Origin of the sequence: Vibrio sp. S234-5, from assembly GCF_000960595.1 — a bacterium.
Classification (GTDB): domain Bacteria; phylum Pseudomonadota; class Gammaproteobacteria; order Enterobacterales; family Vibrionaceae; genus Vibrio.
Genome location: NZ_JZAM01000181.1, coordinates 114,295 through 130,067, shown reverse-complemented (window position 1 = coordinate 130,067; position 15,773 = coordinate 114,295). Strand labels below are relative to the sequence as shown.

Here is a 15,773-nt window from a genome sequence, read left to right as displayed (position 1 = left end):
GACTTTCGATGGCGTTTTTACTTTTTACTCAACAATCTGTGATCCGCCACAATCTCGGTAGGGATAAATCGCTAAGTGGCTGTGATTACGATCTCTCATCCTCCCTCCTCCTCCCTGCTGACTGAGTAAAAAGGCTGATTTTATTGATGAATTCTTCATCAATAATTTGCGCAAAACTCTAATAAGGAAATTAACGTGAAACAGGTACTCACCACACTTTCATTGGCGGTTGCCACCCCCTTGCTGGCCGGTTGTAACTCATCCTCCAATGTCGAGAAACTGCCCAGCACCAACGCCTACCAATGCGATGTCGCCGCGACGGATAAAGCGGACGATCTGCGTATCTACCAAGTCATGGTGGAGAGCTTTGTCAACGGCAACGAGCAAATTGGCCACGGCACTGGCTACGGCACCAGCCACCATATGGGCGATATTCAGGGCATCATTGACTCGCTTGATTACATCCAATCGTTGGGGATGAACGGCATTTGGCTCACACCAATCTTTAACTCCGTACCAAAAGCGGGGCAAGATCACTGGGCAGATCGCCTTGACGCCACCGGTTATTTTGCCACCAACTATTTTGAAATAGACCCACGTTTTGGCACCATGGACGACGCACGCCGATTGGTCGAAGAAGCCCACGCACGCGGCTTATACGTCTTCTTTGATGGCGTGTTTGGTCACCACAAAGGCAACGTGGTCGCCTCACCGACAGGCAAGCTTCCGGCTGGAGGCAACAACCCAGTAGACTACCCTGAAAGCCTCGCGTTCTATCAGGAAGTAGCACAATTTTGGGTCAAAGAACTCAAGATTGACGGTTGGCGCCTAGACCAAGCGTACCAAGTGCCGACAGAGGCCTGGGTGGAGATCCGCAAAGCCGTAGATGATGCCTCAAAAAGTGTCACTTACACCAATAACAAAGGGGAAAACGTCAACCCACTGGGCTACATGGTGGCCGAGATTTGGGCGGGTGAAAACCGCATCACCGAAACTGGCTATGGTAGCGGAGAAAATCCCGCACTCTGCTCCGCTTTTGACTTCCCGGTACGCTATCGCCTAGTCGAAACCTTTGCGGTGAATGAGGCGGGCGTAGGCGGTAAATCGGGCGAATGGCTGGCAGAAGGTATGGACTTACATGCGCTTTATCCAAGCCATGCTCAGCCGAACCTGATGATCGGCAACCATGACTTAGTCCGCTTTGGCGATCTCTTGCAGCGCGGCAACATCGCCGAGCCACAAGATGCTGAATACTGGCTGCGCCACAAAGCGGTCTTCGCTTTCCAAGCGGCTTACACTGGGCCAATCACCCTCTACTACGGCGATGAGATTGGCGATCAGGTCGATAATTTCGCCGCAAAAGTAGAACAAGATTGCGCGGTTAAAGGCTTATGTGACGATCACGTTGCTCGCTCCAGCGGCAAAGTGGAAGGCGTAACGGCGACGTTGAATGCCAACGAGCAAGACCTCAAACAGTACGTGCAAAAACTAATGACGCTGCGTAGCAACCATCCGGCCCTTGCCAAAGGCAAGCGGGTCAATGTTCTGGCTGACAACAAAGTCTACGCGGATCATAAAAGCACGGCTGACGAATCAATTCTCTACGTGGCGAATCTCGGCAAAGGGCTGCAATATTTGCAACTGAGCGATGAAAAAGTGGGATCAACGGGCAGCTTGACCGATCTGTTGACCGGTGAGGAGATCAAACTGATCGACGGGCAATATCTGGTCTCGCTCAACCCACTTGAAGCACGCTTCCTCAAGATCAATCAACCTTCGGCAGTTGGCCCTAAAGTTGCCAAAGCGGCGATGGCCAGTGGCATCGGTGAAGGCTTCATGGCGCAGTGCAATAACCCAACGCTCGATGAGAGTGGACCTATCCGCAAAAAACTCTACGTGGTTGGCGATTTCAGCGATTCGGCTTGGCAGCACCAAGATCATCGCCAGTTTGAGTACAAAGGCGACGGCGTTTACCAAGTGGTGACCAACGAAAAACCGGGCAGCTACCGTATGCAGTATGCCGCTAAAACCTGGACTCCTCAGTTCACCGCCAAAGGGCTGAGTCTGAAATTAGGCCAAGATAACCCATTGATTAAAGGCGGCTATGGTAAAGATACCGCGGTGACCATCATGGCGGAGGGCCGCTACGTTTGGAGTTTGCAATTTGACCAACAAGGTACGCCACTCAAAGTAATGGCGTCCAAATGTGCTGAGTAACGCCAGCTCAGCGACATAAGCTGGGTGTCTCACCCTGCTAGTTTGGGATGCTGTTATCAGCATCCCTTTTTTATATTTGGCTAACCTTTCACCCCCTCTGATTAACGAAATCGGCTTCCTGTTTATTTCGTGACCAAATTCAAACATATTCATGAAAGTAATGGTTTTGTAATGCCAAATTGCGACCTTTGTTAACTTTCCTGTTGCGATGAAACTTTATCCTTAATTGATTTTTATATCATTAAACAGAAGGTTATATGCTAAATAGAATAATGACTCTAAGTGCACTGACTCTGCTCTCCACCAGCGCAGCGTACGCACAAGTCACCAATGGTGACTTTGAAAGTTGGACCAACAACACACCAAACGGATGGACAACCATTGATTCCGGTATTGCGCTGAGCCAAAGCAATTCAGTGTTTAAAAGCGGAAAGCTCGCTGCAGCCATTGCAGTCAATACTGGAACCCAATCAGAGACCGATTTCACTCAGCTTGTGCAGGTGGAACAGGGCAAAACTTACCAGTTTTCCGTGTCGCTTTATCACACTGAAGGCAAAGTAAAAGCACGCTTGATCGTGGACGGCTATCAGGGCTATTCCAATAACGGCCTCGTGAACCAATGGCAAGATCTCACCTTTGCTTACACCGCGACAGCGAGCAAAGAGATTGCTGTCGGTCTGCGTTTTTATGACATGACGGGTTTTGACGGCTCTGAAACCGTTTATATCGACAATTTTCAGCCGACAGAGACCGCCACCACTCCGACAGAACCAACCAGTTGCGCCAATACTACCGCGACTCTGACCTTAATCACCGACCAATACGCTAGTGAAACCAGTTGGTTGCTCAAAGACAAATCAGGTAGCAGCTTGTTTTCTGGTTCTGGCTATGACAATTCCTCCAGCAACACAGTGGAAATGTGCCTCGCCGATGGCGAATATACGTTTGAAATCAATGATACCTACGGAGACGGCATCTGCTGCAGCGTTGGGAATGGCTCTTACAGCCTTGTCGCCAACGGCGCCACGCTTGCCTCTGGCGCTGAGTTTGGCAAAAGTCAAGCAACCACCTTTACTTTAGGCAGCAGTACGCCAACGGATCCAACGGATCCTACTGAGCCACCGGTGCTCGGCGAATATTACAAAGCCGCTGAGGGCAAAACCGGCTTTGCACTGAAAACCGCGCTCTACAACATCATCACCAATCACAACAGCCAAGGCTACAACGCAATTTGGAACCTAGCGAAAGTCGCCGATTTGGATCTCTACTATGAGCAGGACGGTTCCATCCTTGATATGTACTCGGAAAAACCTGCGGGTGCTGACGGAGCTCAGTTTACTAAAGTGACGGACCAGTGCGGCCAGTACAGCAAAGAAGGCGATTGCTACAACCGTGAGCACTCTTTCCCGAAAAGCTGGTTTGGCGGCACCATTGAGCCAATGAACTCCGATGGTCACCACATTTTCGCCACCGACGGTTATGTCAATGCCAAGCGCAGCAATTGGCCATTTGGTGAAGTGGGTAGCGCCAGTTATGTATCCGGCAATGGATCGAAACTGGGCACGGCTTCAGCGACGTTAGGCTACAACGGCACCGTATTTGAGCCCATTGACGAGTTCAAAGGGGATTTTGCTCGCGCTTACTTCTACATGGCAACCCGCTACGAAAATGCCATCGCCAATTGGGAAGGCAATACCAGCAACTCCGACGCAATTCTTGACGGCACCAACAGCACCGTATTTGAACCTTGGATACTGAATATGCTCAAACGTTGGCATAGTGCGGATCCGGTGAGTCAAAAGGAGAGAGAGCGCAACCAAGCGGTGTTTGAGTTTCAAGGCAACCGCAATCCATTTATCGATCATCCGGAGTTTGTCAGCGCAATTTGGGGCAACTAATCGGACAGTCTTCCCCATACAGGCCACTTGCATGGGGAAGATGCTTAGCGATAGCGATTCATAATCGCTTGATGTAAAGAAATACCCTCGGCATTTTTCTCGCTTTTCAACCGATCAATCCCCATCTGCAATTGTTCTACGACCTTCTGAGGCACATGCTTATTAAAAGCAAAGTAGAGTTCACCTTTTTTAAGGATGTAAACCACCTTAAACATCTTGGGATCGAGCCCGGCTTGGCCAGTCCACCAGAGTGCCGCATTTTCATCGTAAGCAAGCAGATCAATGCGCTTTTTCATCAATTGCTCAGCCAATTGGGTGACGTAATTTGCTTCTTGCATCGCTTCACGCGGCACGCCCAGCTCCAGCAACATTTGTTCCCCGACATCGTCTCGAATCACGCCGATGCGATAGTTCGCCATGTCAATCGGGTCCTTGATGACAATACCGGAATCGACTCGAGCCAACACCACCGCTTTAATATCGCTAATTGGCCCTACCCACTTAAAAAGCGACTCACGATGCTCGGTGCGCGTGGTAGAAAATAGCACCGCATCATTGTTGGTCAAGGTCGCTCGATAAGAGCGAGCCCAAGGCTGAATGACTATCTGCTGAGGGGTGATCTGCACACCTTGTAATTTTGCCGCTTCAATAAGAATGTCGACCGAGTAGCCAGCAGGAACATCATCTTTAATGAAGTTCGCCGGCGGGTAGACTTCTGAATAGAAAGCAAGATCCTCAAGCGAGGTGACCTGAGCAAAAGAAGATGCGGAGGCGAATGCCGTGAGGACAATTCCTAAAAGACAAAAGCCGCGATGTAAGACGCCCATATTCCACCTGTTTTTTTGCCGAAAGCTACCTAAAAAATAGGTTAAGATCCCAGCAACGTCTATCAGCGGCATTCGCTAAATCAATAACGCCTCAGTTTGCCGTCACGATTTCACGGTAGAGGCAGCCACGAGGGCGGTTTCGTCTAACGGCGCTATTTTAGGCTTGCGTACCACCAAGAACACCGCCACTGCGGCCAAAACAAAACCAGCGACACCATTGATATCAAACGATTCACCGAACATCAGCCACGCTTGCAACGCCGTCATCGGTGGCACAAGGTAAAACACCGACGCCACACTCGACGCCGCACCATTTCTCACCATATAAAGTAAAAGCAAAATCGCCACGCAAGAGAGCACCACCACCAGCCAAATGAGGGCGAAAATAAACTCGCCAGTCCACTGCACCTGCATCGTTTCAAAACGCAGCGCGTAAGGCAAAAATAGCAGCATCGCCGCCATATACTGCACCGTCGCACCGCCAATCATATCCACCCCATGGCAAAAGCGCTTTTGGTATAAGGTGCCGAGGGTAATGCCCACCAATGACATCAAACACAGCGTCACCGCTTGCCATTTATATTGCTCCGATTGCCAGTCCATTTTGCCCGACAACACCAAACTGATAGCCATAAAGCCGAGTACTAACCCCAACCATTGAGAGCTGCGAAAGCGCTCTTGCAGGGTTAACAGCAGTATTACCGCCGTCAAAATCGGCTGAATGCCCACCAAAAGCGAACTCAACCCAGCTGGCATACCCAACGAAATCGCCAGATAGGTGCCACCAAGATAGAAACCGTGGATCAAGATGCCAACCACACAAGAATGCCAAAGCCCCGCTCCGGTGGGCATTCTGCGCCGAAGCAGTGCCACCAGCAGCAAAAACAGCACGACGTTGGCCGCCATACGAATCGACAGTAGCGTTGCTGGCTCTGCGTACTGCAAGCCCAATCTCGCGCCAACAAAGCCAGAGGCCCACAACACCACAAACATAAATGGGATCAATCTCAGCAACATGGTTACTTTCTCTCGTCTTGTTTTACTATTTTGGGTTACTTTAGTCGGGTACAGATAAAGAGATAAGAGACAGACAAGGCCATTTTTATGGGTACAGTTTCTCAAAGCAGTATGAACGAAAATAAATATTTGCAGGTCGAGCAGCATCTTAAGCAGCGAATCGCCACCGGGCAGTATCAAGCAGAAGACCGACTTCCGTCGATACGCGAGCTGCAACAAACGCTTGGTGTAAGTAAGAATACCGTGATCCGCGCCTATCAGGAGCTGGAAGCACAAGGGCTGGTCTATGCGCAACATCGCTCCGGGTTTCGCGTCAAAGAGCAACAAAATGAGCGAACACAAACATGCTGCGCTCCTGCCGACGTGGATCTGCTTTCGGTGTGCCGAGAGATCCTCAGCTACCCCGAACAACGGGAGCGGCTGCCGACAGGCTCCGCGCACCCCAATATCGAAGCGCCCGCGATCAAAAGCCTCTACGCCGAAATCGGACGCCATAGCCGGATGCAAAACCACTTCCCCAGCCACTACCAATTGCCGCCAGGCGATAAACTGCTGATTAAACAACTGGCAAAGTTAACGGCGGATCTGGGCGTGCCCGCCTCCGTCGATGATCTAATTGTCACCCATGGCGCACAACAAGCCATCAGTCTCGCACTGCGTGCCACCACCAAGCCCGGCGATATCGTCGCCGTGGAATCGCCTTGTTATTTCGGCACCTTGCTGCTGCTGGAATCGTTAGGTCTCAAAGTGCTTGAAATCCCCAGTTGTCCGAGAAGCGGAATGGAGATTGATGCGCTCGCTCTGGCACTGAGCCAATGGCCGATCAAGGTGATTTTAGTCACGCCCAATTTCACCAATCCGACTGGCGCAACCATGACGCTGGAGAAAAGGCAGCAATTGCTGACGATTTCAGCCGACATACCCATTATTGAAGACGACGTGTTCGGCGCGCTGAGCTTCGAAGCCCCGCAGCCAACGCTCAAGTCACTGGATAGCCAAGATCGGGTGATTTACGTCAACTCGCTGTCGAAAACCTTGGACTCACGTTTGCGTATTGGCTGGGTATTGTCTGGGCGCTATCGCCAAGCGATTGAAAAACATCTGCTGTGCGATAGCATGGGCAGCCTGAATCTGATGCAAACCGCCGTGGCGAGCTTTCTTACTTCTGGCCGTTATCGCTCGCACACCGCGCGCATGCGGCGGATCTATCAACACAACAGCAAACTGTTCTGCCAGATGCTTAGCAAGGCCTTAAACCAGTGTCCCAGCATGCTGGGCCGGTTTACTCTTCACCCAGCGCAAGGTTCCTTTCTGCTGTGGTTGATCCTACCGCAAGGGTCTGACAGCTATCAGCTTTATCAACAATGCAAACAACAGGGCATCAGCTTGCTGCCCGGCACGGTGTTTGGCACCCAGCAGCAATACCGGCACTGTGTGCGCTTTTGTGTCGCGACCTTTAATCAAGATAAAAATTGGCAAGCGGCGATCGATTTACTCGCCAAGCTGATTGCTAAACAGATCCCCAAAGACCCGCTGTAAACTAAGGGTACATTGCAGTTTACAAATTGCGGCAAAATGAAACTTGTGGCACTTTAGGGCCGATTCGTGCGCCATGTCATAATGGCGCTTCTTCAAAGCAACCATTTTCAAGGACAAAAATGACTGCGACTTCCTACCTAAATCAACTCAATCACCAATATCTGACCATTCATCGCAGCAAAGAAGATTTCTTCTGGGAAACCTACATGGGCATCAGCGATGATCACCAAGGATCAACCCAAGCACAGACACAATGGACCAACTTTTTAGCCCAAGCCGACAAGATCACTGAGATCAAACAACAACTTCAAGCGGCTGAGCAGATCACTGACCAACAAGAAAAAAGTGCGACCAAACAGGGGCTACAAGGCTGGCTGAACATGTTTGAATCGCATGCAATTGAAGCTGACACCGCTCGCGAGCAAAAAGCCGAGCTGATCCGTTTCGAAGCAGAGCTGTTTGAGAAAAAACAGAACCACGTCATGACCTACACCAACGAGCAGGGTCAAGAAGTCGAAGGCAGTCTGCCGGTACTTGGCGCAGCGATTCGCAATAGCGATCAGGAAACGGTGCGTCAATCGGCCCACCAAGCCCTGCTCAATCTCGAACAGTGGCTGCTACAAAAGGGTTTCTTAGAGCTGGTCAAAAAACGCAATGCCTTTGCTCGTTCGATGGGCTACCGAAATTTCTTTGACTATTCGGTGGTTAAAACCGAGCACATGACCACACAAGCACTGTTCGCCATTTTGGATGATTTCGAGCAACGTACTCGCCAATCGCATCAAAATAGTTTGCAGCAACTGGCGCAAGAAAAAGGATCAGCAGCTCTACACGGGCACAACTTCATCTTCTCATTTGCAGGCGATGCGATGCGCGATCTCGATCCGTACGTGCCTTTTTCTAAATCGCTGCGCCGCTGGGTCGAATCGTTTGGCCGATTGAACATCGACTACTCCGCGGCCGAGTTAACTCTCGATTTGTTGGATCGCAAAGGCAAATACCCGAATGGTTTCTGCCACGGGCCAATCCCGTCATTTTACGATCAAGGCGAATGGATCGCGGCTAAAGTCAACTTCACTTCGAATGCCAAACCGGATCAAGTCGGCAGTGGTTACGATGGCATTAACACCTTATTCCATGAGGGTGGCCACGCCGCACACTTTGCCAACGTGAAGATGAACGCGCCATGCTTCTCGCAAGAGTTCGCGCCAACCTCAATGGCGTATGCAGAAACACAATCCATGTTCTGCGACAGCTTACTCAACGATGCCGATTGGCTAAAATTGTACGCGCTCGATGCCAATGGCAATCCGGTACCGGATGAAGTGATTCAAGCGATGATCAACAGCCGTCAGCCATTTAAAGCCTACGAAGAGCGCAGCATCTTAGTTGTGCCGTACTTTGAACGTGCCTTGTATGAACTGGAGGAAACCCAACTGACGCCAGAAGTGGTCACTCAGTTGGCGCGCGATACCGAGCAGAAGATTTTAGGGCTGGCGTGCAGCCCAAGGCCGCTGATGGCGATCCCTCACCTGCTGTCGGATGAAGCGTCCTGCGCTTATCAAGGTTATCTGTTAGCGCACATGGCGGTATATCAAACTCGCGCTTACTTCACCGAAAAGTTTGGTTACTTGACTGACAACCCAGAGATCGGTCCCTTGTTGGCAAAACATTACTGGCATGCAGGCAACAGCGTTTCTCACTCGGATTCGATCAAAAGCCTCACTGGCGAGGGCTTTAACGCCAAGTACCTCGCCGATGCATGCAACCTTTCCAGTGAACAAGCGTGGCAACAGCAGCTGAAGAAAATTGCGGCGCTGGGTGAGCGCACACGTCCACAGCCAGCGTCTCTCAATGCCCGCATCACTGTGGTCGATGGCGCGAAGGTTCTGGCGAGCAACGAGTTAAGTGATGTCGATATGTGCGAGCAATTTGAGCGCTACATCGAAACCACTTACGGCCGTTAATCTTGCCGTCAAGGCATATTGCTCAAGGGCTGGATCACTCCAGCCCTTTTTTGTTGTTTTCTCTTCGCTCTCTGCGCTTCACTTTTACCTCATTTCGTACCCAATAAAACTCGCTGCAAAATTGAAATACATAACAAATACTTATAAATAACTGATTGATAAAGAAAGCTATTTCTATATGCTACAGGCGTCATTATTTAGTATAATGCGGCTTAGTTTTGTCGCATAACATGCGGCATGATGTGCACTTTTTACTACTTTGTCTTCTTCTTTTCGAATCACACAACATCAGTGGAAGAAGCTTCTATAAACAACGGAGTTGGCTGTGAAAAAACTACTACTTGCTTCAGCGGTATCGGCTGCAGCGATTGGCGCTTATGTTTACCAAAGCGGCGTTCTGACCCAAGAAACCAATGATTTGCTCTCTTTAATTCCAGCAGAATCAGCCATCGTTTCGGTGCAAACCGAAGCGTTTGACCACTATGCTTATCTAAAATCGGCCAGCTTCGGTCAACAGCAACTGGCCGATGAGTTTGATGGCGACCTCACCCCAGAGCAACATTTTCTCATTGCTTTATTTGATGGTTATGCGCAAAGCGCCTCTTCCCCTGAAGCGCTCAAAAAGTACCTTGGTACAGCAGAAAAAATTAACCCCTTGTTTTACACCATAGGTTTAATCCCTGTGTACAAGCTCACGCTGCAAGATCCGGCTGCATTTTGGCACACCATCGACCAAAAAGAGCAGGAAACGGGCGCGACACACAAAGCAGAAAAACTGGGGAGCGTCGATTTCCGTCGATATGCCGTCGCTGACAAACAAGAGTTTGGCATTGGTCTCGATTTGATTATCGCCACTGAAAGCAACGTGCTGACGATTACGCTCGATAGTCCTGAGTTGGGCAACGAAAGCCCGCTGAAAATGGCACTAGGTCAAGAGAAACCAACGCGCTCCTTAGCTGACACGGATATACTCAGCGCGCTTCAGGCCAAATATGGCAAAGAGAACAATAGCTACGCGTACTTTGATCATCAAGCGTTGATCAAAGGGTTGACCACGAAAGAGGGCAATCGCATCGCTAAGCAACTGAATGTCATCAAACAGCCTCAAGATGAAGAAGTGTTTGCCTTGCTACAAACGCCTGCATGTCAGCAAGAGCTCGCCACCATCGGCAGCAACTGGCCACGTACCGTCGCGACGGGTCAGTTTAAGTACCAAGAAGGTAAAGCAGTCTTAAATGGCGACGTGATCGTCGAAAGCAACAACAAGACCATTTTGAATGCATTGAACACCATTCGTGGTTTCCTACCGAGCCTCAAAGCGGACGATGCCAGCATCTTCAGTTTAGGTTTTGGTCTGGAAATGGCGAAACTGGCTCCTGCTGTGGGAGAAATCTGGCAAGATCTACGCACACCAACGTACTCTTGTGAGCTACTGAGTGAATTCCAAAACGGGCTCGGTACACAAAATCCAGCAGCGATGATGAGCATGGCGTCGGGCATGGTCAATGGTCTAAAAGGGGTGAGCTTTAGTCTGTACGACCTCAAGGCAAACTTTGAAGGTGAGTATGGCCCGACGCTCGATAAACTGGACTTCATCCTCAGTATGTCGGCCAGCGATCCGAAGATGCTGGTACAAAGCGCGCAAATGTTCATCCCTGAGCTTGCAGGCATTGACATTCCTGCCAATGATCAGCCTGTGGATCTCACTGAACTGCTGCAAGATCAAACAGGGTTAGAGAATCCGCTGTTTGCGCGTCTTAACGACAAACACTTCACACTGTATTCCGGTGAAAAAGCAACCTCGGCCAGTGGAGAGATTATGCCACAAGCACTCAATGCCAACGGCTTGATGAAGTTTTTCATGGATTCACCTCGCTTGTTAGAGCTGATTGATCTCGGCATGCAAATGAGCGGCGAAGAACTGCCTCAAGAGGTGGTAGACGCTTTTTATAGCGAGTCCGCTACCACGGTGACGCTGGATGTGGATCAACACGGTGTGGTCTTCGGTTTTGGTTATCACAATGATCTCAACGAGATGAAAGTGGCCAAAGAGCAAGCGAGCCAATAATCTCTGCAGGATACTTTTTGCTGGGCACGAAAGTGCCCATTTTTTATGGTCTTGCAAAAGAAAAGCGACCTGAATCGGTCGCTCACAGTCTGGCTTACTTTCCCTATTTCATCGGCGCTCCATCTGCCGGGTTGATGTCGGCAGCATGGTCCGAATCGTCAAATCGATACAAGGATGCTTGTCTGTTGTGGATCAACTGAGCCGCGAGAGAAGGGCTAACTGCACGGTGTTCGCCTCTCTCCACTCTGAATTCTCCGTCCCAAAAGTTATCTCTAAAGCGTCCTGATTCCAGGAACTCAACAACCACTTTCATGGCTCTCTCCTCTTCCTCACTTTCGCTGTTAATTATAGTTTTGCCATTAAAAAGAGTGATAATACCAAGCTGTTATAACAAACCGTTCCTTTACAACTCTATTGAGGAATAAAAACAGAGGCGCTCAATGCGCTCAACACCAATCTCAGTCGTTGCGCTTAAGTAACATCATCACTTCAGCGTGATCGGTATGAGGGAACATATCAAACCATTGGGCGCGAACCACTTGATAGCTGGCCAAGTGTGCTAAATCTGCTTGCAGAGTATTCGGGTTACAACTCGAATAAATGAGGTGCTTAGCTGCCAAGCATTCCAACTGATCAGTCAGTGCTTTGCCAAGCCCGCGCCTAGGCGGGTTGACCAAGATCAGATCCGGTGATTGCGTTTGCGAGCGCGAGTATTCGCCAGAATCTAATGCTGCAAAGCTCAAGTTCTCAATACCTAGCTGGCTGGCGGACAGTTTGGCGCTGTTGATCGCCTCTTCTTCTATTTCAATACCCACGACCGCTTGCGCATGTTGAGCGCAGTGCAGGGCAAAACCGCCTACGCCACAAAACAGATCCCACATGGTTTGCGGTTGGATCTCTGCGACCCAGTCTCGCGCCGTCGCATACAGTTTTGCCGCGACATCGGGGTTGGTTTGAAAAAAACTTTTGGGCTTAATCACCATTGGCACGCCGTTAAACTCCTCCAACAGATATTGCGCGTCTGAGAGGAAAATCTCTTGCTCTCCCTCTAGCCGCGCCATGTGTACCGGTTGGATGTTGGCGGTAATCACGCGAATCGCTGGAAAGTCTTGCTGTAAGCGGGGCAAATTGTCTCGAATGCGTTGCAGCGCATTTTCGCTACGCAGCACGAAACGCAACATGAACTCGCCACGTTTTTGGCTTTGCGTGAGCAAAATAAACTTCAGTTCGCCTTTTTTCTTCACTTTATTGTAGGGAGGAATACCCGCGATACGGATCCAGTTCTGCAAATAGCTCAGCAGATCGCGCATCACGTCCTGATAAAGTGGACAAGTGGTGAGAGACACTGGCGAACCATCTTGCACGCTCTCGATGCCCAAAATCGGCTGATGCGCAGCGCCCAGCACGACCATTTTCGCTTTGTTGCGGCATTGGGTGGGCTGGCTTTGCACAGGCGCAAGCCACGCCGAAGTGGACACCTGAGGAAAGAGCTGGCGCAAATGGGCTTCTTTCATTTCGATTTGTGCCAGATAAGGCATCTCGATGTACGTGCAGGAAGTGCAGCGCTTCTGCTGGAAAAATTCACACGGCATGGCAATAGAGAACTGGAAAAAAGAAAACGCAAGTCTAGTCTGCCCAGCACACTTTACCATTCCGATTACTACTCTTAACGACAAATTATGCTTATCGATAGCAGTTCGACATCCCCGGAAAATCGGGATAAAGTCTGCCAATGTTTGACGCGAAGGACTCTGCTATGAATAACGTTATCGAAACCATGCTCGCGCATCGTTCCATCCGTAAATTTACCCAACAGCCGATCAGCTCAGAGCAGCTCGAGGCGATTCTGCGCGCAGGGCTTGCTGCTTCTTCTTCCAGCTTATTGCAAGTGGTGTCGGTGATCCGCGTGACTGACAACGACAAACGAGCCACCTTGGCCGAGCTGGCCGGGCAGCAAGCCTACGTGCAAAGTGCCGCCGAGTTTTTGGTGTTCTGTATCGACTATCAACGCCATGCCGAGCTCAACCCAGAGGTGCAAGCCGACTTCACAGAACTGACACTAATTGGGGCCATCGACGCGGGGATCATGGCGCAAAACTGTCTGCTCGCGGCCGAGTCGATGGGGCTTGGCGGGGTATATATCGGTGGACTGCGTAACCGCGCGGCAGAAGTTGACCAGTTGTTGCAGCTTCCTCAGCATTGCGCTGTGTTGTTTGGTATGTGCTTGGGCCATCCCGATCAAACGCCTGAAATTAAGCCGCGCTTGCCTCTGTCGGTGGTGTTGCATGAAAATCACTATCAACCATTGGATCGCGCACAAGTTGAGCAGTACGATCAAACCATGCTGGAGTACTACGGCAAACGCTCATCCAACCAGAAACAGGTGACGTGGTCTGAGCAAGTGACCAGCAAATTGGCTGGCGAATCACGCTCACATATTTTGCCTTACCTACACAGCAAGGGGCTGACAAAGCGCTAGTCCTGTCGCCAATCGCATTAAGACGTTTTCTTCACGGCAGAGCGCCCCCCCTCTGCCGTTTATTTTGCATTCTCTCGCTATAACCCGCTTGTCACTGGTTACCTGACTACGGCTCTGGGCTACTCTCCCCTCTCTGATAGTGCATAAACTTCGATTAGTTATGCAAAAGCAAGCCTGATATGCATAGTGATTATCATCTGGTAAGAATTTCACCATTTGTATATCGAGCGATAAAAAAGATAAATCCTATGATTTAGCAGATAAATATTCTGACAATCTTTGTTATCACATTGTGAATGCCTATAAAACCTTGGTGAGATGGATCACATCTATTAATCCAATTGGTCAATTTACTTTTTTATTTTTAACGGACGCTGCTACCCTGCTGCTCACCTTGAAATGAACTCAAGGTGCATAACTATAAGGAGTGTTCATATGAATACCAAGAAACCGATGTCGCTAACCGGCCGTGTAATTCTTGGCATGATTGCGGGTATCTTGACTGGATTCGCGATTCGCGCGCTATTTGCTGACAATGGATTTGTCGATGCATATATAGTTAATGGACTATTTGAAGTGGGCGGCAAGATCTTTATTGCCAGCCTGAAAATGCTCGTTGTACCACTCATTTTTGTTTCTCTCGTTTGTGGTACCAGCTCATTGAAAGACCTTTCAACATTAGGTCGTATGGGCGGAAAAACCCTCGCGTTTTACATCACCACCACGGCCGTCGCGATCACACTCGCCTTGACCATGGGCAACTTGTTCCAACCTGGTGCAGGTGCCGATCTAACGGCAGCCAGCTCGTTTAAATCGGCTGAAGCACCGTCATTGGGTCAAGTGATCATTGATATGTTCCCAACCAACCCAATCAGTGCCATGGCCGAAGGCAAAACGCTTCAGGTCATCGTCTTTGCGCTGCTGTTTGGTATTGCCATCAGTGCTGCGGGTAAACCGGGTGAGCGCATTGCGGCAATCTTCTCTGATTTAAACGAAGTGATCATGAAGCTGGTCGCGCTGCTGATGAACCTAGCTCCATACGGCGTGTTCTTCCTGATGGCGAAACTCTTCACTGGTCTAGGTTTGGGCGCAATCATAAATCTAGGAGAATACTTCCTAGTCTTGACCGCAACGCTGCTCATCCACGGTTTGGTCACTTACAGCTTGATGCTCAAAGGCTTTACCGGACTAAGCCCATTGACTTTCTTAAAGAAAATGGAAGATGCCATCATGTTTGCGTTTTCAACCGCATCGTCTAACGCCACCATCCCTGCCACCATGGAAACAGTGAAAAACCGTCTTGGCGTGGACAATAAAATTGCCTCATTCACGGTTCCGCTTGGCGCAACAGTCAACATGGACGGTACTGCGATCATGCAAGGTGTGGCGACCGCGTTTATTGCTCAGGCGTTTAACATCGATCTCAGCATGGGTGACTATCTGATGGTTATCCTGACCGCCACTTTGGCCTCTATCGGTACCGCTGGCGTTCCGGGTGTTGGTCTTGTGATGCTGGCGATGGTGTTGAACCAAGTTGGCTTGCCGCTGGAAGGCATCGCGCTGATCATGGGTGTCGACCGTCTGCTGGATATGATCCGCACCGCCGTAAACATCACCGGTGACGCGTGTGTCTCAGTGATTGTGGCGAAATCAGAAGGTGCGCTGGACATTGAACGTTTTGCCGATCCCAAAGCGGGCGAGAAAGAAGAAGAAGTGCATTTAAAACGCGCTGACGCATAATTTCTCTCTTTGCATCGAAAC

The 15,773-nt window shown here is 50.0% G+C and carries 11 protein-coding genes; 7 read left to right on the top strand and 4 right to left on the bottom strand.

Features of this window, described 5'->3' with window-relative positions:
- Positions 1 to 195: 195 nt before the first annotated feature.
- Both UF06_RS08940 and UF06_RS08935 read left to right on the top strand, forming a co-directional pair.
- Entirely contained in the window at positions 196 to 2,217 is a 2,022-nt protein-coding gene (locus UF06_RS08940) for an alpha-amylase family glycosyl hydrolase (RefSeq protein WP_045570134.1), read from the top strand.
- Between the two features lie 257 nt (positions 2,218 to 2,474).
- Positions 2,475 to 4,115, top strand: a complete 1,641-nt coding sequence (locus tag UF06_RS08935) for an endonuclease (RefSeq protein WP_045570133.1) — start codon at positions 2,475 to 2,477, stop codon at positions 4,113 to 4,115.
- A 44-nt stretch (positions 4,116 to 4,159) separates the two neighbouring features.
- On the opposite strand, the gene UF06_RS08930 is transcribed toward UF06_RS08935, so the two are convergent.
- Together UF06_RS08930 and UF06_RS08925 are read right to left on the bottom strand one after the other, a co-directional pair.
- Entirely contained in the window at positions 4,160 to 4,942 is a 783-nt protein-coding gene (locus tag UF06_RS08930; RefSeq protein ID WP_045570132.1) for a transporter substrate-binding domain-containing protein, read from the bottom strand.
- A 102-nt stretch (positions 4,943 to 5,044) separates the two neighbouring features.
- Positions 5,045 to 5,959 carry a DMT family transporter gene (locus UF06_RS08925; RefSeq protein ID WP_045570131.1) on the bottom strand — a complete coding sequence of 305 codons (915 nt, stop codon included), beginning with the start codon at positions 5,957 to 5,959 and terminating at the stop codon, positions 5,045 to 5,047.
- Between the two features lie 87 nt (positions 5,960 to 6,046).
- Between UF06_RS08925 and UF06_RS08920 the strand changes: the two genes are divergently transcribed.
- From UF06_RS08920 to UF06_RS08910, 3 genes are all read left to right on the top strand, one after another.
- Positions 6,047 to 7,498, top strand: coding sequence for a PLP-dependent aminotransferase family protein (locus UF06_RS08920; protein WP_045570130.1), 1,452 nt, complete (start codon positions 6,047 to 6,049; stop codon positions 7,496 to 7,498).
- 119 nt (positions 7,499 to 7,617) lie between these two features.
- The gene (locus tag UF06_RS08915) at positions 7,618 to 9,465 is read left to right on the top strand and encodes a M3 family metallopeptidase (RefSeq protein WP_045570129.1); all 1,848 of its coding nucleotides are present in this window, start codon (positions 7,618 to 7,620) and stop codon (positions 9,463 to 9,465) included.
- A 325-nt stretch (positions 9,466 to 9,790) separates the two neighbouring features.
- Positions 9,791 to 11,533 carry a hypothetical protein gene (locus UF06_RS08910; protein WP_045570128.1) on the top strand — a complete coding sequence of 581 codons (1,743 nt, stop codon included), beginning with the start codon at positions 9,791 to 9,793 and terminating at the stop codon, positions 11,531 to 11,533.
- Positions 11,534 to 11,636: 103 nt separating this feature from the next.
- On the opposite strand, the gene UF06_RS08905 is transcribed toward UF06_RS08910, so the two are convergent.
- Positions 11,637 to 11,846: a hypothetical protein gene (locus UF06_RS08905; protein ID WP_039427058.1), complete on the bottom strand. Its 210-nt coding sequence runs from the start codon at positions 11,844 to 11,846 to the stop codon at positions 11,637 to 11,639.
- Positions 11,847 to 11,991: 145 nt separating this feature from the next.
- Positions 11,992 to 13,125 carry a 23S rRNA (uracil(747)-C(5))-methyltransferase RlmC gene (gene rlmC, locus UF06_RS08900; protein ID WP_045570159.1) on the bottom strand — a complete coding sequence of 378 codons (1,134 nt, stop codon included), beginning with the start codon at positions 13,123 to 13,125 and terminating at the stop codon, positions 11,992 to 11,994.
- Positions 13,126 to 13,289: 164 nt separating this feature from the next.
- On the opposite strand from rlmC, the gene nfsA reads away from it, so the two are divergent.
- Entirely contained in the window at positions 13,290 to 14,012 is a 723-nt protein-coding gene (gene nfsA / locus UF06_RS08895; protein WP_045570127.1) for an oxygen-insensitive NADPH nitroreductase, read from the top strand.
- 435 nt (positions 14,013 to 14,447) lie between these two features.
- Positions 14,448 to 15,752, top strand: coding sequence for a dicarboxylate/amino acid:cation symporter (locus tag UF06_RS08890; RefSeq protein WP_045570126.1), 1,305 nt, complete (start codon positions 14,448 to 14,450; stop codon positions 15,750 to 15,752).
- Positions 15,753 to 15,773: the final 21 nt, after the last annotated feature.